The organism is Njordella aestuarii (genome assembly GCF_056494165.1).
The window spans coordinates 1,635,174-1,656,838 of the sequence record NZ_CM151397.1 but is presented as its reverse complement, the minus strand read 5'-3'; the positions used below and the strand labels follow the sequence as shown (position 1 = coordinate 1,656,838).

General features: G+C 50.4%; 19 protein-coding genes and 1 pseudogene. 12 read left to right on the top strand and 8 right to left on the bottom strand.

Features of this window, described 5'->3' with window-relative positions; all coding sequences use genetic code 11:
- The first annotated feature begins 193 nt into the window (after positions 1–193).
- The 4 genes from SH451x_RS06355 (at position 194) to SH451x_RS06340 (ending at position 6,834) form a co-directional block, all read left to right on the top strand.
- On the top strand, positions 194–2,308 hold the full coding sequence (locus SH451x_RS06355; protein ID WP_479361607.1) for a multiheme c-type cytochrome: 2,115 nt from the start codon (positions 194–196) through the stop codon (positions 2,306–2,308).
- Positions 2,309–2,370: 62 nt separating this feature from the next.
- On the top strand, positions 2,371–4,893 hold the full coding sequence (locus tag SH451x_RS06350) for a hypothetical protein (RefSeq protein ID WP_479361606.1): 2,523 nt from the start codon (positions 2,371–2,373) through the stop codon (positions 4,891–4,893).
- Positions 4,894–5,079: 186 nt separating this feature from the next.
- On the top strand, positions 5,080–6,348 hold the full coding sequence (locus tag SH451x_RS06345) for a putative sugar nucleotidyl transferase (protein WP_479361605.1): 1,269 nt from the start codon (positions 5,080–5,082) through the stop codon (positions 6,346–6,348).
- A gap of 24 nt (positions 6,349–6,372) precedes the next feature.
- The gene (locus tag SH451x_RS06340; RefSeq protein ID WP_479361604.1) at positions 6,373–6,834 is read left to right on the top strand and encodes a DinB family protein; all 462 of its coding nucleotides are present in this window, start codon (positions 6,373–6,375) and stop codon (positions 6,832–6,834) included.
- 78 nt (positions 6,835–6,912) lie between these two features.
- On the opposite strand, the gene SH451x_RS06335 is transcribed toward SH451x_RS06340, so the two are convergent.
- The 5 genes from SH451x_RS06335 to SH451x_RS06315 form a co-directional block, all read right to left on the bottom strand.
- Complete coding sequence (locus SH451x_RS06335; RefSeq protein ID WP_479361603.1) at positions 6,913–7,962, bottom strand: AI-2E family transporter; 1,050 nt, start codon at positions 7,960–7,962, stop codon at positions 6,913–6,915.
- A 17-nt stretch (positions 7,963–7,979) separates the two neighbouring features.
- Positions 7,980–8,621: an ANTAR domain-containing response regulator gene (locus tag SH451x_RS06330; RefSeq protein ID WP_479361602.1), complete on the bottom strand. Its 642-nt coding sequence runs from the start codon at positions 8,619–8,621 to the stop codon at positions 7,980–7,982.
- Between the two features lie 11 nt (positions 8,622–8,632).
- On the bottom strand, positions 8,633–8,992 hold the full coding sequence (locus tag SH451x_RS06325; RefSeq protein WP_479361601.1) for an Hpt domain-containing protein: 360 nt from the start codon (positions 8,990–8,992) through the stop codon (positions 8,633–8,635).
- Positions 8,993–9,030: 38 nt separating this feature from the next.
- Positions 9,031–9,612, bottom strand: a complete 582-nt coding sequence (locus SH451x_RS06320; protein ID WP_479361600.1) for a response regulator — start codon at positions 9,610–9,612, stop codon at positions 9,031–9,033.
- 67 nt (positions 9,613–9,679) lie between these two features.
- Positions 9,680–10,156, bottom strand: a complete 477-nt coding sequence (locus SH451x_RS06315) for a PA2169 family four-helix-bundle protein (RefSeq protein ID WP_479361599.1) — start codon at positions 10,154–10,156, stop codon at positions 9,680–9,682.
- A gap of 321 nt (positions 10,157–10,477) precedes the next feature.
- Between SH451x_RS06315 and SH451x_RS06310 the strand changes: the two genes are divergently transcribed.
- Positions 10,478–11,533, top strand: a complete 1,056-nt coding sequence (locus SH451x_RS06310) for a putative zinc-binding metallopeptidase (protein ID WP_479361598.1) — start codon at positions 10,478–10,480, stop codon at positions 11,531–11,533.
- Between the two features lie 12 nt (positions 11,534–11,545).
- On the opposite strand, the gene SH451x_RS06305 is transcribed toward SH451x_RS06310, so the two are convergent.
- Complete coding sequence (locus tag SH451x_RS06305) at positions 11,546–12,313, bottom strand: TIGR02117 family protein (RefSeq protein ID WP_479361597.1); 768 nt, start codon at positions 12,311–12,313, stop codon at positions 11,546–11,548.
- Positions 12,314–12,414: 101 nt separating this feature from the next.
- Here SH451x_RS06305 and SH451x_RS06300 point away from each other — a divergent pair, with 101 nt between their 5' ends.
- The 3 genes from SH451x_RS06300 to SH451x_RS06290 all read left to right on the top strand — a co-directional run bounded on the left by SH451x_RS06300 (position 12,415) and on the right by SH451x_RS06290 (position 15,419).
- Positions 12,415–14,112 carry a SpoIIE family protein phosphatase gene (locus tag SH451x_RS06300; RefSeq protein ID WP_479361596.1) on the top strand — a complete coding sequence of 566 codons (1,698 nt, stop codon included), beginning with the start codon at positions 12,415–12,417 and terminating at the stop codon, positions 14,110–14,112.
- Positions 14,113–14,172: 60 nt separating this feature from the next.
- Positions 14,173–14,601: a Dabb family protein gene (locus SH451x_RS06295; RefSeq protein WP_479361595.1), complete on the top strand. Its 429-nt coding sequence runs from the start codon at positions 14,173–14,175 to the stop codon at positions 14,599–14,601.
- 65 nt (positions 14,602–14,666) lie between these two features.
- On the top strand, positions 14,667–15,419 hold the full coding sequence (locus SH451x_RS06290) for a hypothetical protein (RefSeq protein WP_479361594.1): 753 nt from the start codon (positions 14,667–14,669) through the stop codon (positions 15,417–15,419).
- A gap of 141 nt (positions 15,420–15,560) precedes the next feature.
- Here the strand turns inward: SH451x_RS06290 and SH451x_RS06285 are convergent, their stop codons facing one another.
- Positions 15,561–15,752, bottom strand: coding sequence for a hypothetical protein (locus SH451x_RS06285; RefSeq protein WP_479361593.1), 192 nt, complete (start codon positions 15,750–15,752; stop codon positions 15,561–15,563).
- 361 nt (positions 15,753–16,113) lie between these two features.
- Between SH451x_RS06285 and SH451x_RS06280 the strand changes: the two genes are divergently transcribed.
- The 4 genes and pseudogenes from SH451x_RS06280 to SH451x_RS06265 all read left to right on the top strand — a co-directional run bounded on the left by SH451x_RS06280 (position 16,114) and on the right by SH451x_RS06265 (position 20,108).
- Positions 16,114–17,277, top strand: coding sequence for a KpsF/GutQ family sugar-phosphate isomerase (locus SH451x_RS06280; protein WP_479361592.1), 1,164 nt, complete (start codon positions 16,114–16,116; stop codon positions 17,275–17,277).
- 111 nt (positions 17,278–17,388) lie between these two features.
- Positions 17,389–17,892 (top strand): KdsC family phosphatase, encoded by a 504-nt coding sequence (locus SH451x_RS06275; RefSeq protein WP_479361591.1) that lies wholly within the window; start codon positions 17,389–17,391, stop codon positions 17,890–17,892.
- Between the two features lie 396 nt (positions 17,893–18,288).
- Positions 18,289–18,516: pseudogene (locus SH451x_RS06270) on the top strand (integrase core domain-containing protein); the annotation flags it as partial.
- Positions 18,517–18,857: 341 nt separating this feature from the next.
- On the top strand, positions 18,858–20,108 hold the full coding sequence (locus tag SH451x_RS06265) for a hypothetical protein (protein WP_479361590.1): 1,251 nt from the start codon (positions 18,858–18,860) through the stop codon (positions 20,106–20,108).
- 663 nt (positions 20,109–20,771) lie between these two features.
- On the opposite strand, the gene SH451x_RS06260 is transcribed toward SH451x_RS06265, so the two are convergent.
- The gene (locus SH451x_RS06260; RefSeq protein ID WP_479361589.1) at positions 20,772–21,650 is read right to left on the bottom strand and encodes a flagellar basal body L-ring protein FlgH; all 879 of its coding nucleotides are present in this window, start codon (positions 21,648–21,650) and stop codon (positions 20,772–20,774) included.
- Positions 21,651–21,665 lie beyond the last annotated feature (15 nt).

Genomic DNA, 21,665 nt, shown 5'->3' with positions numbered 1-21,665 from the left:
CACTTGGATGAGTTCCCTTCGAAAGCTCGGCGACTTTTCCGATTAGCGGGTTTCTGCCGAATATTCACTTCATTCCGTCTGACGCGTTCGCAACGGTTTTATCTCGAATGTTGCATTTGATCTCTGTAGCGGTCGATTCAGTGATAAGGCTTATACCCAATGTATGCAAGAAAAACCGTAGGATCGTAGAGCTTTGTTTTCGTCACGTTTCGTTCATAAATCAGCAGTTGGGATCGCTCTCATCGTATGTTGCGCTGAAGCGACTCGTCCGGCATCGGCACAGCTTGATGGCGTCTGCGTCGGATACGACGAGGCTGCATTGCGGCGTTTCGCAGAAGCAGTTCCGCAATCCCTTCCGCCATCTTCGGCCCAAAGTCCACATGCTGCGTTCGCCCCGCACACCATCAACTCTGAACCATTCCGGACGCACATACCTGACAACCAATACGGACATTTTCCTTCGATTTATACTGCTGCTTTCGCATCCGACAGCCTGCTGGACGATGACCTTCTGGCACCAAATACGCCAGGTTCACCCACGATCACTGGGGACCAAAGTGACCCGCTCAGCGGTCTTGGACCGGATGCTGCCGCAGAAGCGAAACGCAAAGCTGCTCACGAGGCCGAAAAATCTTATCTGGATGAAAAAGGCATCGATCCGCATGCCGAAGTATTTGCAAACACTCTGTACCCATCCGCTGCGACCTGTGCGAAATGCCACAAAAAGATCTACGATGAGTGGCGTGTATCCGCTCACGCCTATGCTGGCATCTCGCCTATGTTTCATCGGTTTGAACAAGCCGTCAGCGAAATTTCGCGTGGAACCGTTGGTACTTTTTGTATGCGTTGTCACGCGCCCATCGCCACGCAACTAAAAGTGCCACGTCATGCTTCACTGCTCGAAGGCCCCATCGTTTTGCGAGAAGGCGTTACGTGTGTGGCTTGCCATCGTGTCGTCGAGCGATATGGCCGCGTCAATGGAGAACGCAGAATTGAACCAGGCGGAATATACGATCCGGTCGTCGGCAACTTGGGCGGTGACGGAATCAATCAGGTAATCGCGAACTCCGAGAACTTCAAAGTTCGAACGGACTCCAGCGACAAACGTCCCGGTCAAGATATCCATCGCGGCGCCATCCAATTCGAACAGTTAAGCGATAGTTCGTTTTGTGCGAGCTGTCATCAAGTGGTTGTTCAACCAGGCATTGCACTCGAAGTCGTATATCAACAGTATCGCGCTGGGCCAGCCTGCAAGAAGGGCATTTCGTGCCAGGATTGTCACATGGGGGCAGTTCCCGGCAAACCGCTGGGTTACGAGATAGGTGCGGCCGCAGAAATGAGCGGCAAGACCGTTCGACAAGATCGCAAACATGCAAATCACATGTTTCACGGACCGAGCTATCCGATCGCACATCCGGCACTCTTCCCGCACAACGATAAAGCCTTGCGGTGGAAGCCAACAGACCTCGCGCAGTTTGATTGGCGAATGCAATGGGGGAGTGAAGCTTTCGAAAAATCGGTAAGCGCTGGACAGTTACCCGCGAATTTCCCGCAGGTGTGGCAAAATGCGCAAGAGCGTCGTGATGCTTGGAAAGTTATTGAAGAGAACCTTCAACTGGTCGAACTCAAGCGGAATAACGCCCGCACCACGATCGAACTGAGTTCAAGCGTTCAGGGACCATTCTTTGACAGCGCACCACGCATTGGAAGCGAGTTAAAATTCAATTATGTTGTCGCCAACACAAGTGAAGGCCACAACATGCCCAGTGGATCGTTGGGTGCTCAACCGCAGATGTGGCTCAACGTTGCCTTGATCGGTCCCGACGGTAAGCGGCTCTTCGAATCGGGCGACGTGGATCGCTTTGGCGATCTTCGTGATGTCCAGTCGTTAGATGTGCAACAGAAGCTAGTGCCCGCAGACTTACAACTGGCAAGCTATCAAACGAAGTTCCTGATTACAAATGTTAAGGGTACGGACAGAGAGTTCTTTTTTCCAATCCCGGTGGACGTCGATCCGTTACCGTTTTTTCGTCCAGGAGTTGTGCCTTACACCGTGTTGAACCACCCTCCTTTGGCCAGAATGGAAGCCCACAGTATTCCGCCTCTGGATTCTAGAACTGAAAAGTATCGTGTACCCGCAAACCTAATTCAGAAACCAGGAAAATACCGCTTAAGCGTCCGACTCAGGTCACGCGTCGAACCACCATATTTCGCTCGCTTTGTTGGGCTCCCTGATGAATCAATACGGATGTTGAGCGAACGGATGCTGGATATCCACGGTCAGTCCTTTGAGTTCATCATTCGCTAGTGCTCCAATCCTACATAAGTATGCAAGTGGTATCCAACTCTCACCGCCGCTGGACTGCAATAATGCGAAAACGAACGCATTCGATTGCCGCTCGCTCCTGCGCAATGAGTTGGAAATCCGCCATATTGTTAGTAACGTGTTTAATGCTGCCCAGCGACCGTGCTGCTGCCGCAGACCCGCCTGGTAGCCGATCATTGTTGCAAAACGGATCGGAAGCACAGCCACGAGTCACTAAAGGGCGGCCGACTACGGCATCTGGCCAAAAGGCTAAATTGGCCGAACAAGCGACTGCGCCCGCACGCAACGTCTTGCATCTACCTGCCGTGAAGAATTCGCGACTACGCGGCGAGACGTCACCCCAGTCTTTGCCATCTGAGAAAAGTTGGTTTGCGCTGACTTCCGGTGAGCTCAAGAAGCCTAACAGTGGGCCTTCCATCAGCCCGAATGATAGCTCGGATGACGACGCAATTCCATCGAACAGATGGGAACGTGTAGTTCCGGTCCCTGTTGATCCGGCCACCGATTTCAATGAAGCATGGCTTAAGGAAAATGGTGGTGAACGTCTGCCACCCAGACGCAGTATCTACGACTTGCCTCCAGCTGCGGATTTCGAATTCGATCCCGTGCCGAGCGATGACTTGCAGGATGCCCAACGCCAAGACGTCGAACGCGAACTTAGCGACGAGTTTGAACGATACCTTGAAGATGAACTTGACAGTCCTCTCAATGACATGACACCGGATATCGTCGAGTCGTCTTCCGACGATGACGAAGCTGATCCCATAGCTGAATCGCATTTCAATGATCAAGATTTTGATCAATATCGACATTACGCAGAAGGTTCGGCCGACCAGGTCCTTCAACAAAGGATCCGGCCTGATTGGTCGGGGTTTGGGCCGCTGTATCCCTCAATGTCGCAACAATTGAACTACGTTCAGACGAATGTACATTCAACTTTACCTGCAGATACTGGCGCGCATGTAGCACCGGAGTCTGGAATATATTCAACAACGGGTGACACATTTCAGCCATTGCTAGATTACAGCGGCAACAGCATGCATGGAGCGGCTCACGAGGGGCACGTTCAGCCAAACTATACAAGGCCGACGATACGAGAGCGTTTGAAACGTCGGCTTAACATTCAAGAGCCATGGAGCATGCAGGCGACACCGGCCGCAGCGCCTGTTCTCACGTCGCCAATGAATTGTAACGCCAGCACTGACTTTCGCGTTGATGACTTTGCCCCGGTGCCAGTTCCTGTAGGCCCCGCCGATGCAGCAGCACAGTTGCAACCATACTATGGTAAAACCTGCGTACCGACGCAAAGGCCGTGGGTCGAGCTTTGGCGACCACTGTATGGCGATGGAATATTTTCGCCCGCCATTCCAGTATTCAGCGACGTGAATCCACTGACACCTCAGTTTACGTTGTACGGAGACTACCGCAGCGCCGTCGGAATTCATCGCAACAATGGTCAAGACGTTCGAGCCGTCGCCAACCGGCTTAACTTGGACATGGACTTGAGGCTAACCGGTACGGAACGCATTCATGCTTTTATGGGACCGCTGGACCATAATGGAAGGTTCACTCGGCTGGATTTCAGCGATTCGCAAAACATTCAATTTGAAGAAGAATTAGACGCGCAGTTTGATACTGCATTTTTTGAAGGTGACTTGGGAGCGATCGTTGGTGGCTTTACGGGCCAGGACGCGCCGTTCGACCTGCCCATCGCTGCTGGCTTGATGCCAATGATCTATCAAAACGGTATTTGGATGGAAGACATTGTCGCGGGCGTCGCAGTGGCTCTACCCTGGCGACACTCAACGGCTTTGAATTGGTCTAACTACGACGTCAGCTTCTTTGCACTTTTTGACCAAATCACATCGCCAGCTTTTGAGAACAACAATGGTATTGGCAATGCGTTTGGAACGGCATGGTTTATTGAAGCTTATGATGGCTACATTGAAGCGGACTACGCTTTCATGGTCGATACATTTGATTCTAATCGCACTTATCACAACACTGGGCTGTCTTATACGCGGCGTTACTTTGAACGAATTTCGAATTCTGTTCGCATCATCAATAACACCGGCCAGAATGGCGGGGGGCTTGATCGGACAGCAGACGGGACGTTGTTGCTCGTGGAAAATTCGCTTCTCACGTCACAAGCAACGACGGTTATTCCTTATGCGAACCTCTTCTACGGCTTCCGCAATCCGCAATCTGCAGCCCGAGCGGCCGCTGCTGGCGGCATCCTGCGTAACACTGGCATCAACTTTGAATCGGACAATTTGACGAACTATCCGACGTTAGATGCGACAGGTTCGAACAGCTATGGAGGCGCCATCGGGTTGAATCTATTTTCATCCGACTTTCGGCGACAGTACGTTGCGGAGTTTGCGGCGTTAGATACCTATGGCGACCCTCGGCTCAGCAGCGCAGATGGGGCACAGTATGGAATCGGGACAAGGTACCAGCAAGCCATCTCGAACTGGTCGCTGATCCGGCTCGATGGGATGGTTGGCTGGAGAGATAACACATCTGATATATTCGGTACGCGCGCCGAATGGCGATGGAAGTTCTAGCGATTGCGCAACGATTGCTTCGGTAATTGCTCCGCTTCGATAGCTTTCCAGGAACATTTTGCCGATCGATCTGGCCAAAGCTGTTCATTTAAGTACAAAGTCAGGATCCGTCCAAACGACAAGTACACTTTTTCCATCAACGGCCGTCACTTCGGCGGCTTAGCCTTTTCAGAACCGTAGTTTGCTGTGAGTATCGTTGTATTTGAAGACAGTTCTTGCGACTTTCTGGCGCCGATTTCGACAGGTCGTCTTACGGCCTTGATCACATGCGGATCTTTGCGACTGCTTGATTTGATTGAAAGCTTGCAAGTACCACTGTACGGCATTTGCCGACCCTATTTGCAAGATTTAATGGCTTGCGACGTACCGCAGTTGTCCAGTTGCTGCAAAGACGAAAGCGATGCGTCGGCATTGCCACGTTTAATGTTAAGCGGTCGGATTGTACCGTCGCAAGCAACGCTCGCCACCATTTCCGCGCTATTAAAATCTAGTACGAACGGCAGCTCCGAGCCGACGGTAATCTTTGACCGAGACACAATTGCAGCGATCATCAACCCGCCATGGACAGTCGGACAATTGGTCCGCGGCGGATACGAGGATTTGGGTGCGCGACTCCAATTAGCCAGAAAGTTTAAAGTCGCTCCAGAAACCTTGCAAACGTTCGAACTGCCACACGAGGTAGTGGCACAAAACATGAAAATTATTGGCGACAACCTCGAGTTCCGCATCCGCACCATGCAGTACGAACAGCGGCAGGACGGTGTATTTCTGGGTAATAATGTCAAGCTAGGTCAGTACCTAACATTTGATAGTTCCGCCGGTCCAATCGTGATTGACTCAAATGTTTCAATTGGTGCATACACGTTGCTGCGAGGACCGCTTTACATCGGTGCAAAGTCAAAGATCTTAGAACATGCCGCTATCAAAGACTGCGTTTCGCTTGGGCACACTACCAAAATTGGTGGCGAAGTTGAAGCAGCGATTGTTGAACCGTTTTCGAACAAACAACATCACGGATTTCTAGGTCACAGCTATCTGGGAAGCTGGATTAATTTGGGCGCTGGCACATGTAACAGCGACCTAAAGAACACCTACGGCCTGGTGAACATGGACTACCCTGTCGGCAAAGCTGCAACCGGAATGCAGTTCCTGGGCTGCATCATGGGAGATTACTCTAAGTCGGCCATTAACACGGGCATCTTCACCGGCAAGGTGATTGGGGTTTGCAGCATGATGTACGGCTTTGTAACCAGCAATGTGCCAAGCTTTGTGAACTACGCGAGATTATTCGGACAGGTCGCCGCACTTCCGCCGGAAATTATGATCGCGACACAGCAACGTACTTTCTCCCGACGATCCGTAGTTCAACGCCCTTGTGATATTCAGCTTATCCATGATATGTTTGCCTTGACGCGTCATGAACGCGAAAATTTTGGTGAGATTAGTGGCGAATAAATTTCTCAATTGACGGGCAGCAACATGGATCGCGAAAAAATTGAAGTATACGCCGCAGGTGGAAGCAAGCTGCGGATTGCTTACGCTGGTGTAACTCCGGCTGAACTTATGGCAATTCCCATCCCAGGTACTTGGACTCTACAACAAATCGCCGTCCACATGATGGAAAGCGACTTGATTGCAACGGATCGAATGAAACGTGTTGCGTCGATGGAGCGACCGCTACTGATCGGCTACGACGAAACGGCCTTTAGCCAGTTGCCCGGAGTAAATGATCTCGACATCGAAGAAGTCCTTTCCCTCTTCGAACTGAACCGAAAGCTAACAGCGACCTTCCTGCGGAAGTTGTCCGATAACCATTTCGCAAGGATTGGTATTCACAACGAGGTAGGAAAACTTACTCTCGCCGATCTAGTTGTAAACTACATTGAACATCTTGAAGGACATCTACAGTGGGTAGCCAAGAAAGTCGCCATGCTACGATAGAGATTTGTCCATCGCATGACTACCTTCCTTAAAAGGTACCGCTGTTCCGACGGACGCTTTCGAGTGCATGCATCAGGATCATTCAACGATATTGGCAACAACCGATTCATCCTTGTCGCAGCTTGGAAAATAAAAATCCTCCAAGAAAACAACGACGACTGCGAGCAACGGAGCAATCATTGCTAGACCGAGGAAACCGAACACGAGCGCAGCGAACAACTGTGCCGTGATTAAAACCGCCGGAGCCAGATTGATCTGTCGTTGCTGAACCATCGGCGTCAGAAAATTACTTTCGACCAACTGGATCACAGTGTAGATCGCTATAACCATGAGTGCAGTCGAGGTACCTTGTTGCAATGATAAAAGGATAGCAGGAACAATCGCCAAAATCGCACCAACGGTTGGAATGAACGAAATGAGGCCGGCGAACAGACCGAGAAAAATTGCTCCTGGAACTTGCAGAACCATCAGCGAGACCGTCGTCATGATAGCGATTACTAACATGGCAAACGATTGGCCCAGTGTCCAGTGGAAGAGGGCGTCGCCCGCGCTGTTTAGGAAGTCTTCTGCGGCTTTTCGCCGTGATTGCGGGAAGAATCGGACGGCACCGTTTCGATACTGAAACGGGTCTACCGCAAAGAAGATCCCTACCACGAAAATGAAGAGCGCATTTCCGACAACACCGAAACTACTCGCGAGGAAACGAGTTACGGTCTGCCACAGTTGACCGCCGCCCGTTTGCGCCGGCAAGGCATCGCCCACCTTCTTCGCTGTATCTGATTGGGCGTAGTATTCTTGAATCTTGTCAACCGTCTTTTGCGACCCTTCAATCGCCACTTTTGCCTGTTCCGAAATCGTATGTTGCCCGAACCAAACAAGCACAATCATTAGAGAAATGATCACGAGTAACCAAATCCCCAGTGCCGCTTTGTATGGCAGTCCACCCTTTTCTGAAAGCCAAGAGGAAAGGCGATTAAGTACAACGCCCCAGAGGATCGCCGCCAGCAGCAGAAACATCACATCGCTAGCGACGTAAAGCAACACGCCGAGAAGCACGACTAATACGATTGTGACTAGATAGACGGCGAACCGGTAGTACCAATCGTACTTTTGATCATCTTTGATCATCGGAATCTTTCTGCACGCTACTGCTTCGACGAGGTTAGCGACGTCGTTTGTTTCCCAACGCAACTCTGTACATGGGCGGAATCGCGAATTTGCAGGACTTTCCGCGCCGCATCTACTAACTTGATGCGATTATCGGTCGCCATTCTCTGGAGTCGCTGGTGTGCTTCCGGTTCGGAGATGTTTTCACATCGCATGAGCTCAAATTTGGCAAGGAAGCAAATCTTTGTGTCCGACAAGCTGTTTCGAACAGTGTTAAGCTCGTTCTTCAAGTGTTGCATTTGTGAAAAACGCCTCAATACCAAGTAGGCGTTCGGTACGATCTCCGCCGCGCGAATTGGCTCGCACAGGAAGGACATTACATGGTCTGCGAGCATTTTTTCGACAATAGCAAGTGACTCTGCCGGAGAGATCAATATAGCAGGTACACTTCTCTCGCTTGCGATCTTCAGGAGGGCGTTCACTCCAGCTAGGCCGTCGAGATCCTGGCCGGCAATAATCAGATCTGGCGTTGCCTTAGTCGCCCAACGTACCAAGCTCAGTCCGTCGACACCCTCACCCGCGACATCGAAATTTTGCTCGCGGAGAAGTGCAATAATCTGACTTCGCGTATTTGCATCTTGATGCCAAACGCCTACAACGTAACGAACAGGTCCATTCATGGTGAGTGCTCCTAAAGAGAAGCTAGCGAGTCAACTACTTTCCTGCTCACAACACACAACCGCTCCACTGCGGATTCAATTTCGGCCGTGTTTTGCGTCGCGCAGAGTTGCTCCACCAATTCGCTCTGCTGGCGATGAGCCGGAGAGTGGAAGATCGAACACAAACCTTTCATCTGATGAGCCGCAACGCCAATATCTTTAAAGTCCTCAACCGCCAGCGACCGTTGCAATCTTTCGATAAATCCAGGCATATCCTCACGACAAATGGATGCCAATTCGAGCAGGAGCTCGCGATCGCCTTCCACATCGTCTAAAGCCTTACGCAGATCGACGATGTCTTCTTCTGCATTTGCCTGTTTGTTTGTTTGCATTTCAGCTCACTTTGACCTTAGAACGCCACTCGGAGCGTTCAATTTAATAGTTCGTTTACCAGCGACATCAAGGCGTATTGACTGATTGGTTTTACTGCGAAGGCGGTTTTGCTGTATTGTTCAACCCGACCCCTGATAACCGGATCGTCCGACGCTGTCAGTGCAATGATCGGTACTTCGCAACCGAATTCACGAAGTTTTTTGATAGTGGACAATCCGTCAAGGATGGGCATTTGTATATCAAGTACGATTAGGTCAAATTTATCCGCCCCTTGATCGTGTTCCATCAGTCTGGTTGCTTCCAACCCATTCGCCGCAGTCTGCAATCGAGAACTGATTGGCAGCAGCATTTTCGAAATCGCATATCGCACCGCTCGCAGGTCGTCCACCACCAGTAGTGAGTAGCGTTTTTTGCCCAGACCTCGCGACAGCAACTCCCGCACCGTAGAACTCCGGTGCTGCGGATCACGACGGTGGTTATAAGTGTCGGGCGGAGCATCCCGCGCTGGTTCCGCCCGACCCGGGTCGGGCGGCGTGCTGTCGCCGGAAAGATCCAACCATCCGCGCAGTGGGCCGCGCCTGGGTGGGCTCACCTTCTGAATAACTGCACTACGCTTCATGGTTTTATCCTTACAACAACATTCCTAGCAATTGAAATCGCGAGAGCACGCGTTTTTTTCAGCCCTTTTAGCTCTTGGCACTATCCCGCAGTGCACGCACCTTGTCATGCATTTGCTTTACGGCTGCGTATTGATGGTTCAGCACGTCTGTTACAGCCGATCCAGCCGTTTCCTTCAAAGCGTCTTCGTACGCACCTTTGATCGCGTCTTCGCCTCGCTCCGCTTCAGCCAACACAGAATAGGCGTCGTGTTCGCCGGTAAAGGAATCGCGGAGGGCAATAACTGCGCGGTGAAAAGCGGCCGCGAACGAGCCCTGATCGGATGGCACCTCGTCATTCAAACTCACGTACTTGTTGAGTTCTGCGAGCTGCCTTTCGCGCTGTGCTGCGGCGTCTTGAAATAAAGATCGAATCGCCTTAGCCTCACTCGGCAGTCGCTCGATTGCATATTGAAACCCATCGCGACTGTCGATGTTCAAGCGTGCGAGCGTCTGCAGATGGCTGATCGTTTTAGGTTCAAGTGTGGTAGTGGTTTCAAGAGACATGGCATGCTCCTTTGGGGAAAAATTGTTTCGAAGTCACAGCTTGATATGCACGTCTCATGCCATGGACCACACGACTTCTCATTCGAGGAAATTTGCCGATTTTTCTGGCAGAACGCCGCTATCCATGACAGTTCTTCGACCGACAGGGGACGATGCACGGGTGAGTACCCGCGGGAATTGTGGTCGAAGGGTGCGCGAAGAAACGCCGGATGCGCTGAACTTCCAAAAATCTTTTGTTGTGATAACTTGAGAGTGCTGCTCGAAATCTTTCGTCGAGACGCTTTTTTCTTCGAGCTGTCGCCTACATGAGGTGCTTTTGCGTTGTCGGAATCATCAGGCTACCCTCTACCGTTGCGACGCTGTAAGTGCGGCTTGCGAATTTACCAGTTCAATTTCCATTGCGTTGGCTGCGGTCGAGCGATCGGGACATGTGAAAACTGCTATTGCTTGACATCGTTCGAGCTTAAAGAGAACGAGTATTTTTGTAATCAAGACGCGTGTCGTGCGCACGTGCAGCAATGTGGAAATCGGTTGACCAATCGCGTCTGCAATTCGATGTTGCCGAAGAAGAAAGGGTTAGCCGCCGCGGAACTGTGCAGATTGTGCAAGCTGACGACGTTGATCCCGCCGTTGAGTAATCCTTTGAACTTAGTCCGATGGCGTCGGTTGGAGTTGGCCAAGCGACAATTGCATTCACAACTGCGGACACTTGGTCTGCCGCCATATGCGATTGACAAACGCATCAGCGCTGTGCCACGATTGGCGTATCACTTTGTTGAGCTCAACAGCACATCGCCAACTGGTTCGCCGATCATGATGGGCCATGAGCTAGGAAAGATCACGATTGTGGCGGAGGAAGCTGACACATCTTATCGCGAACGGCAACGTGAAAGTCTGAACGAGCCACAGCGTACACTGATAGGGCATTTTCGCCACGAGATCGGTCATTACATTGATTTCGTCGGAGTCCATGCAGACCGCCGTGCAGAATACATTGATCTTTTCGGTAATCCTAACGAAGTTGATTATCAACTCGCAAAGAACAATTACTATGCTGCGGCAGAACCGGTAGCTTGGCAAACGCACTACATTTCGAAGTACGCATCGATGCACCCATGGGAAGATTTTGCAGAAACAGTGGACGGATTCTTGGATCTTGCGGCGGTAATGCAGGTCGCCAGTGATCACGGAATCATGGACATTTCAACTCCTGTGCAGCTATGTGATCCTGGTATTTTGAGTGAGTATCGAGAAATTGCATTATTGTCGAACGAACTGAACTTTTCGCGAGGGCTCGACATGCTAGTCCCAGAAATTATTTCCGAGGACGTTCGGCGCAAGCTGGAATATGTCGCATCACTTTGTCAGAACCAGTAGTCTTTTGGCGTATCAATTCTCAAGCGACTCCTCTGGCAGATAGAGGAACATGGACTTCGGAAGCGGAGTTTGCCAAGGCGTCTTTAGTCCCGATGCTTGCATTGCACGTCCGACCCAAGAATTGCACGTGTTGAAACAGTGGTATTTTCCTGTTGCTTCAAAAAAGACGTCGTCAGTTCCATATGAGACGCCGAGTATTGGAATCATTTTTCCATCACCATCGCGTTGGAAGCTCGTTTCGATAAACTGTACCAACTTTGCGTATTGGATTTCACTCAGATGCACTTGAGCGACATTGCCCATGAACCGGGGATTGCGTTTCAGCGAGACATGCATGCATGTACTCGACGGCAGCAAAAGGGCCTTTGCCGCCGTGGACACTTTTAGGTCACTCCAGGTGGGAGTCTCAAGGTAGAACCCTTTATCTCCCCACCCGACCAAAACGTAAGCGGCATCACTCACGCTGCCCTTAAATAGATGGTCCGGAAAATCTTTGCTCCAATCTTTAATTCCATTTTTTAGCGGCACAACGATGTCCGCATGAACCGCAGTGCTGATAATGGTGATCGGAATCCCGTCATGGGCGACTGCGGTTTCGGAATTGATTGGGACGAGCCCAATGAGCAAAAACGCAGCGTAAATGAGGAAAAATCCGAAAATCCCGAGGAGCAGTCGGCGGGGTAAAACGACCAACCACCACCGCAATTTCGACTTTTTCTCGATCGGCGACACTATCGGTTGCAACAGTTCCGACGACGAAGTTTTCAAGTCTTTGCTCACGATAGTTGGCTCCGGCGATTGCAAGTCTTGGAAAGTAGGCTCGAGCGGATATACTTTGGGGGTTTCGCGTCCTGCAGCTCATGTCAATTCGATCACTTCCCATGGCTCACCTTGAAGCACTCAACGGGTCTCAAACCGGAAGGCAGTATTCACTTGACGCGTCAGAAAACATCTTAGGGCGACATCCCGACTGTACGATTGTACTGGAAAGCGGCGCAGTTTCTCGCCAGCATGCAAAAATTGTCCGTCGCGACAACACGTATGTCATTCACGATCTCAAGAGTCGCAACGGAACGTTCGTCAACGGTCAACTCCTTGGCGACGAAAAGAAATTGCGTGACGGCGAGACCATCCGCATCTGTGAACTCGAGTTTACGTTCCGCGATGAAACTCCACCGCTGTCGTTAGATGCAGCGCGACCTGCCAACCTCAGTAACGACGGTTCATCGATTGGCGTGTTGATGGTCAACGATGCCCACGAGTCAGCGTCTAGGCTGGTGACTGAACGCATGGAGATGCGATCAAGTGTTATGGGGGTAGAGCTTTCGGCGACTGCTGACCGTAAGCTAGCTGTGATGATTGAAATCGTTCAAAAGCTTAGCCGCTCTGTCTCGCTGGATGATGTGCTTCCCAAGGTTCTCGATAGCCTGTTTCAGATTTTTATTCAAGCGGACCGTGGCTTTATCGTATTGAAGAATGAAAAAGGGGAGCTAATACCGCGCTGGATGAAAGCGCGACGGCCTGATCAAGAAGAAACACTCCGCCTTTCGAAAACGATCATGCGTCATGTCATGGAGGAGAAGCAGGCCGTTATCTCTTTGGATGCGAGCAATGACGAGCGATTCAATCAATCACAAAGTGTATTTGATCTACGACTTCGATCAGTCATCATTGCACCGTTACTAAATGGTGAAGAGGAGCCGATTGGTGCAATTCATTTAGACACGGTCTCTCAGCGCGGCAAGTTCGAAAAGAAAGACCTTGAGCTACTTGCGGCCGTTGCTGGTCAGGCAGCAATCGCAATTGAGAATGCCCAGATGCACGAACAGATCGTTCATCAGACAATACTTGACCAAGATCTCAAGCTTGCAAAGCAAGTTCAATTGGCGTTCCTCCCAAAGCAACCTCCAAATGTTAAAGGCTATCAATTTTACGAGTATTACTCAGCCGCGAATTGGATCGGAGGCGATTACTTTGACTTCATTCCACTCGACGATGGCAAGTGGGCAATTGTCGTCGCCGATGTCGTCGGCCACGGGGTTGCCGCCGCGATGTTTATGGCAAAACTGTCTGCTGAGACACGCTTTTCACTGGCGACCTATGACAGTATCGCTGAGGCGATGTTCCATCTGAATAACAATCTGTGCGAATTGAACGCGGAGCGGTTCGTCACTCTGGTGCTCGTAATTATCGACAGCACGTCTGGTCGCTTGTCTGTCGCAAACGCCGGACACATGCCGCCACTGATGCGAAAATCTGACGGTTCCATCATTGAAATCGGCGGTGCGGACAGCGGATTACCGCTGACCATTGTTTCCGACTTTGATTATCAGATCACGGAAACCACAATGGAGGATGGTGATACATTCCTGCTTTATACTGACGGAATATTCGAAGCACCGAATCCAGACGGGAAACAATTTTCAATTGAGCGCATCAATCAGATACTCAAGAGCTGCGATGGCGAAAGCCAAGCGATCGGCGAATGTATCGTCGAAAATGTGAAGCAGCATATTGGCACCGCCGACCAGGAAGATGACATGTGTCTGGTCGTCGTGAGTCGTGTCAAAGAGAGTTAACCATTGCCGTTTACCAACACTAGCCCTAAACTTTACTAATTACCTCCCACAAGAGAACAAATGATGTTTACAAATCGAATCTTTATTCCAATCGTCACTCCCGCTTTGCTTTTGGCGTTAATCTTCTTTGCTACTACAACGACAAAATCAACTTCCATGGCACAAGACGAAAAACACGAAGGCAAGTTACTCCGACATGTTGTCATGTTCCAGTTTAAAGAAGAAAGCAGCGAACAGGACGTTCAGAAAGTCGTTGACGCTTTCCGAGATTTGAAGAACAAGATTCCTCAAATTTCAGATTTTGAATACGGGGTGAATAATAGCCCTGAGAACATGAACGACGGCCTCACCCACTGCTTTCTGGTAACGTTCAAGTCGGAAGAAGACCGCGAAATCTATCTACCACACCCAGCGCACAAGGAATTCGTAGGAGTCCTGGGCCCGCATTTGAAAAAAGCCACAGTGATCGACTACTGGGCGGAAAAGTAATGTATCAAAATTACTTGCGATGCAATGTTTGATGAGTCCCGAGTTATTGGGAAAGGGGAGTGCGGATGATTGACTATTCAAATTTTAGTGATGACTACTATCTAAATATGGTCTTACAGACCGAGATGGAGTTGCCCCAACAACGCGATACCCTGTTGCACTATTTCGAACAAATGCAGAAGCGATTCAGTTCGAACTGTCGCTTTTTCGCACGTGAAAAAGGTGACCATGTACTAGAAGAGGATCGCGAAGGCGGTTCTTACCGATGGACGAGTGTCGAGGCAAAACGCCTCCAGTCAGGAGTCGTTAACCCTGAAAGCCTGCAAGCTGCGATCGCGCAACATGAGTTGGTACTGGAGATTGCACCTTATGCGCTCAGTCTATCATTTTTAGACTGTGAGTCGTTGAGTGTCGTGTTCGGATTCGACTATCAATACGCCGGCAACCAGAGCCAATTGATTGCGGATGTCCTGGGAGTTCCGGCAGCACTAACCGGTTTGGTGGATGCTGTCGGACCTGGCTTGGTGTCTTACGAACCGGCTGTTCAATTTGCGCTCGATAATGACATCCAAACGCAAGCTCGTTTAAGCTTTGAGACGCGGGGCAATCCGTTTAATCAGAAAGAGGTCGAAACCTCGGACGCCAGTGACGAAGTCCTCAGCGTGTACTTGACTCTCCGTCGTTTCGAAGGGATCAAGGCTGAAAGCGGGTTCGCAAGCGAGTTTCATCGCCTCGTAGATGTCGGAACAAAGCTGCTCGACGACCACATCGTTGAAGGAATCTTGCGCCCACTACAAAACGCGATTGCCGCGAGCTAGCTGTGCGGACTGCGTTAGCATGCCACCGGCAACCGGGAGTAGCATGTCCGCAGTTACCAGGAAGCATTGCATGCTGCTAAGGAGTTAAACAGCGGCGCAGCGGCAACGTAACATTAGACGTCTGATATACGCACCAGAGATCTAGCTAGCATGTTGCAGCAGCGCCAAGCACTCGTCAGTGTCTAAGGTCAGGCCAAGCATATTGGCGAGCCTTTCTTGACGAGCTTCTGCTTCAAGCCGACGGTAATCGCGTTCTTCTTTACTCCAAGTGCTCTTGATAGCTTGAACTCGATCTTGGATTTCCATTCTCGATGCGAACAATACAGATTGCATAGTAAAAACTCCTTGAAAAGTGAATGCTTATCACATATGCATCTATCGTGCCAAATGGATTATTGACCAATTTTCGCACTGCTTTACGCAGGAACTTCAGTAATAGTAGGCAGTTCGAGAAAACGCAAATTAGCCAGCTAATTTGCTTCGTTACAAGTGGCATGCACTGTTTTCAAACGATTGTAAATATTCCAAACCAAGTCTGATACTTTGCAGCCACATCGCTGTTCAATCGTCGTTCAGGGGCGCCTGAGGACTTTTTATCTGTACTATCAACCGTGTACTATCAACATTGCCGCTGCAGGTCGGTTTGACTATTCTTGTAGAGTCTTCAAGCTGCTCCGTTTTCCCAATTTGAGATATGCTGCCTCAACGACGCCACCCCATATACTCAGCCGCTTTTCCACCGGCTTCGCAAGGTCCGAGTCTGGTCGACCAGCAGCGGATCGATCGAGCTCGTGAAGTTTTTCGAGACGAGGCCCGGGCCCTCGAGCAAACCGCGCTCGGACTTGGGAACGATTTTGCGGCCGCAGTGAAGATGTTGCTCGACATGCGTGGTTCGCTCATTGTCGTGGGTATGGGCAAAGCGGGCTTGATCGGTAAAAAATTGGCCGCGACCTTCGCTTCTACGGGTACGCCGGCACATTTCGTTCATCCGGCCGAGGCGATTCACGGCGATTTGGGGCGCTTTGGACAGAATGACCTTGTTCTCGTCTTGTCCAACAGTGGCGAGACCGACGAGATCACTCGTATATTGCCCATGATTGTGCAGCAAAGTGCGGGCTTGATCGCGATGACCAGCAACAAACAGAGCTCACTTGGCAGGTCCGCGAACGTCGTACTGGAGATTTCGCACGACCATGAGGCTTGCAATTTTAACCTTGCCCCGACATCTTCAACGACAGCCATGCTCGCTTACGGAGACGCATTGGCGCTGGTTGTCAGCGAGGAACGCGGTTTCTCCGAAGCCGATTTCGCGCGTTTTCATCCCGGCGGTGCGCTTGGACTCAAACTGATGAGCGTTGACGAGGCGATGCGGTCGCTGGACCAGTGCCGTATCGCGAAAGAAAGCACGACCGTCCGCGCGATCTTTTCAGGACATTCACTTCCTGGCCGACGGACTGGAGCTGTGATGTTGGTTGATGACTGCGGTGTTCTGAAGGGTATTTTTACCGATAGTGACCTCGCTAGGATGTTGGAGCGACGCGATGACCAGCAGCTTGATAGGCCGGTTCGCGAAGTCATGACGACGAAGTTTACGGCGATCGCTTCAGGGGCAAAAATGCAAGATGCCATCGACGTCTTGAGCTCTCGTAAGATCAGCGAATTGCCCGTCGTTAACCAAAATGATCAACCGTTAGGACTGATTGATGTGACCGACATTATTCAGCTAGTTGCGGCAGCATCTAAAGCGCAACAACCAATAGCGGATACACAATCGCTCAACAGCAGTTCGCTGAAAAACGGACGGCCAGTTAATCAGGTGGTTGTAGATGCGCCACCAACGATCCGATTGTTCAAATAATTTGCTGGCGGGTGAACCGTGCATCGCCCGCCGAACTAAGATAAGCAGCAACGGTTTTGAAGGTTCTGTAGAAAGTGTAGGGGCTTTGTGGCGATACGTGAATCGGAGTTGGTGCGTCCTATTCGAATGATCTTGTCGGATGTAGATGGCGTGCTGACCAATGGCTACATAACATACGATAACGCCGGAGTCGAAACAAAGTCATTTCATGTGCGAGATGGGCACGGCATCAAGCTTTGGATGCAAGCCGGGATGAAGTTCGGCATATTAACATCACGCAATTCGAATGTGGTAAAGATTCGCGCCAATGAGCTTGGGATATCGATCCTTCGACAAGGCTTTGCAGAAAAACTGCCCGCTGCACTCGAGATTTTTCGTGCGGAGAATATCGATCCCTCGGAAGTATGTTACATCGGCGACGACCTGCCAGACTTACCTGTAATGCACTTGGTGGGACTTCCCGTCGCTGTCGCAGACGCTGTCTCCGAAGTGCGATCTGCCGCCAAGTGGACGATGCAGACGGCGGGTGGGCAAGGAGCGATCCGGGAACTCGTCGAACGGTTGCTCAAAGCAAAACGGATGTGGGACGATCTAGTTCCGACCAAGTTTCTCTAGAGCAAAACAACTAAGCGTCCTGGAATTGGCAGAAGAATGAAGACAGGAGAATGAATCGCGCCTACATTCTCTTGCCTTATATCGAGCTACGAAGTAGCGGTATTCAATAGCCTGGGGTGGAGCTGAGGAACGAAGCGGCCTCACACCACGTCTTGGAATTGGCAGAAGAATGAAGGCAGAAGAATAAATCGCTGCCTTCATTCGCTTGCCTTCATTCTCTTGCCATATGTCAAGCTACGAAGTAGCGGCATTCAACAGCCTGGGGTGGAGCTGAGGAACGAAGCGGAACCCCAGGTTACCAGTCGCCGCAACTCATGAGCTGCGAAGCTGCGCCATTAAGTTGAAGCAAACAAGGATGCAATTGTTCGTTAGTACTTCTCGTCGCTTCGGGAAAAGCAAATAGAGGCCGTTGACGATACCCGCGTGAGCGTGGCGAACTATGTCAAACATTACAACGCGGCCAGGCGTCACAGTGCGTTTGGCTACGTGACGCCACTCTCCAAGTTGTTAGGCAAACAACAAGATGTCTTCAAACGCGAGATTGGAAGCTTGAAGCGGCTCGCGAGAAACGTCGTGCGCGCTGACAGCAGCTCGCTACTCGATTGCGATTCTATTCGACGCTAGGTAAAATTAAACTGTTTGGTCGATGGATAGAACTCTGGTGAGGACCAACTCGAGCGCCGTGCCAAGTGAAACGTCGAAGAGTGGCATTGTCCAAGCGGTGCCGTCCTCTTCGATGTTTCCGAAATGCGAAAAACCAGCGTGCTGGCTAGAGAATTGACGTCGCACCCGCGCGCACTTCACCTTCAGCAACCGCCAACTCTTTTGTCAAATTGAGTTGTGAATTTTGCAAACTCGGAATAGAAACGGTTAGACCACAGTCCAGATCACGCTGAACCGCTAACCCCCTTTACCCTTTAAAATGCTTCTGTGTTGAATTTCAAATTACGAAAGGAGAACTACAGATGCTCGCGCGAATAGTGATTGCTTGGTTGGCGATATGCAGTCTAAGTTGCCCCGTAATTGGGCAGGATCAATATGATGTCAACGTCCGTTTTACGGCCTTTCATAGTCGATATGGTGCTCATTTGGGATTATTTGCCGGGGAGAACTTTGACAGATACTGTCGGGAACTCATGGCAAGTTATAAACAGTTCGAACGGGACGGTGGTTTAAACAAGGCTTTCGCACCAGAAAGTCTACCTTTTTACTGGGTTCACGTCGTTCTGCATAAGAGCTTACCGTTGCAACTTATCGAACAAACAGAGTTGTTTTTAAGTGACAACGAGCAAGCGACTGACGAGGAGAGAATTGCGAGCTACATTCTTTTAGATAAACTCGATCGAAAGAAGTCCTTCTTTGCATTGTGGAGCAAGGAAAGCTCACAATTGCAGTTTCACCTGCTTAAACGTTTTTTCGAAAAGAGCAATCGTTACGCAGAATTTGCAGCGCAAATTGTTGATAGAGTAGATCTTAGTGCTGAGGTCGGGGAGCAAATCTCTTCTGACGCCGGCTATGTTGTTGACTTCCAATCTGCTGTCGACGTTTTTTTCTTCCAACTCATTCGAGCGGAACCCGACAGAAACGAAGAACTAGGTGGATTGATTTCCACAGACTACCTGCGGACAGTCTTAAGAGCATCGCGTGGAATGATCACGAGTGACGAGCTACGTTCCATCCATATGGATTTTCTCGCAGGTAAACGTGACGAGCATCTGAGATGCGGCTTCCGATTCGAATTTGCCTTGACGGAAGAGTTTGCTCTCGACCTTTTGCGTATTCGAATTGATGAATGTGGGGCAGACCGTCATCATGGACTACGCACTTTATGGAATCGTTATCCAGCGATTGTAAACCCGGTTTTAGCCAGTTATGCAGCCAGTAATGAACAAAAGGATTGGGAAGTTGTATTGAAGTTTTTCGGAGGCCCCAGGTTTCGAAATCTGGATAATCATCCATTGGTAGTGGACGCGCTGAAGCAGCATTTCAGATCGGCAATCCCAAAGCACCTTACGGGTTACTCGGATTGGACACTCACCTGCGCCGCATTTTCTGAGAATCAAACCGGCGTCGAAGTGTCAGGACTGGTAAAGGATGATTTACCAATGGAAATAATTGACGAGTTGAACAGGATTTCCGAGATCATTAATAAGACATGTCCGAAAACGTTCTTCGCTGCCTCTCTTGAAGAAGCTATCTTATCGCTCTCAAAGTAAGAGATGGCCATTCGATTCTTGCCATCCATGTCCTGATTGTTCCCCTTCATTCTTTTGCCATAATTCTTCGCTGCATTTCGAGCTACGAAGTAGCGGCATTCACTAGCCTGGGGTGGAGCTGAGGAACGAAGCGGAACCCCAGGTTACCAGTCGCCGCAAGTCATGAGCTGCGAAGCTGCGCCATTCATTGAAGTAAATTAGAGCGAATTCAGTCAAGTTCGTTCTGATTCGCGTTTAACGCACCGCGTAGCTGGGTTTGAGCAATTCGATTCTCGCTCGCATTTCCGAAAAGGAATGGCGCTGATTCGCAGCTCAACCGGATGACCGGGCATCAATACCTTGGGTTGGCACCCAAGGCTTAAACTGCCGCTGCGTTCGCAGCTCAATACCAACCAATCGTCTAGAGTGCTAAGACTTTACTCGGACGCTTTGATTTAAGGTAAGTCAAATCAAATACGTAGAACCGCGCCACCTATGCCTTGATCCTAGAGCGCCACCCATGTCCTGATTGTTCCCTTCATTCTTTTGCTGCTTCTCGAACTACGAAGTAGCGGCGAAAGAAGGCAAGAGAATGAAAGTAGCGAAATATTCCTCGGCCCTCATTCTCGTGCCGATTCGAGGAAATGTTGAGGTTGGCCTTTTCGAAAAATTGGGAGCGTCTGTTTAGAATGGCTTCAGGCGACCGAACCACTTTGTAAACCATCCGCGCTCGTAGCCGTCACGCACTTGCCCACGTTCATTCTTTTCGATCACTGGGTTAAAGATATCGCTGCTTAACACGACGTTGTCCGGTCCAATCGACTCAGGGCGACAAACGCCGTTGAAGGAAAGCTCGAACACGTTGTCGTTGTTGCGAATAACCTTCGTGGCTGTAAGTACTAACAAACCATTGGGCCGAATGTCAGCGATCTCGGCGGCGATGTTAAAGGACAACGATTCACGCGTTCGGAGCGTTGAATCTGCACGATAAACCTCGTTATCTTGTCCACCAATCTTTTTATCGCCATCGGACTGGACAGCAGGCTTGATCGTGTCGAAGCCATCAAAGCGAAGCCAATCGACAAAACGGACATCGAGCAACGCGTTTTTTCGCGACTGCGCCGAACCGATCAGCGATGTCTGCGAAGTCTCTTCTACTTTGATGTTGATGATGTCATGGATTTGTAGCGTCCGTTGGGGCGGTGGTGGTGTATAAATCCAAGACGCGGCCGTTATATTGCCGGGTTGAGCGGCCATCATCGGTCCAGCAGGTTGCCCGTTTGGGATAACTGCGAGAGCCTGCATCCCAGGAGCAGGTGGCGTGCTTGTGGAAAAATTGCTCGCATTCCCCTGCGGAAGACTGAGGTTTCTATCTGATTGGTCCGTCGCAGGACCGCTCTGCATTGCCAATGGCATCAAATTTTGACGCTGCATAAATGGATCGTTGCGGCTCAGATCTTGGACGGCAAGTGGATCGGCGTAAAGACTGCTGCGTTGGGCGGTCGCCGTCGACGCGATTGCCATGCTGATCAAGCAACCGATTAATACATGAAGGCATCGCATTGTTTTACTCTTAAT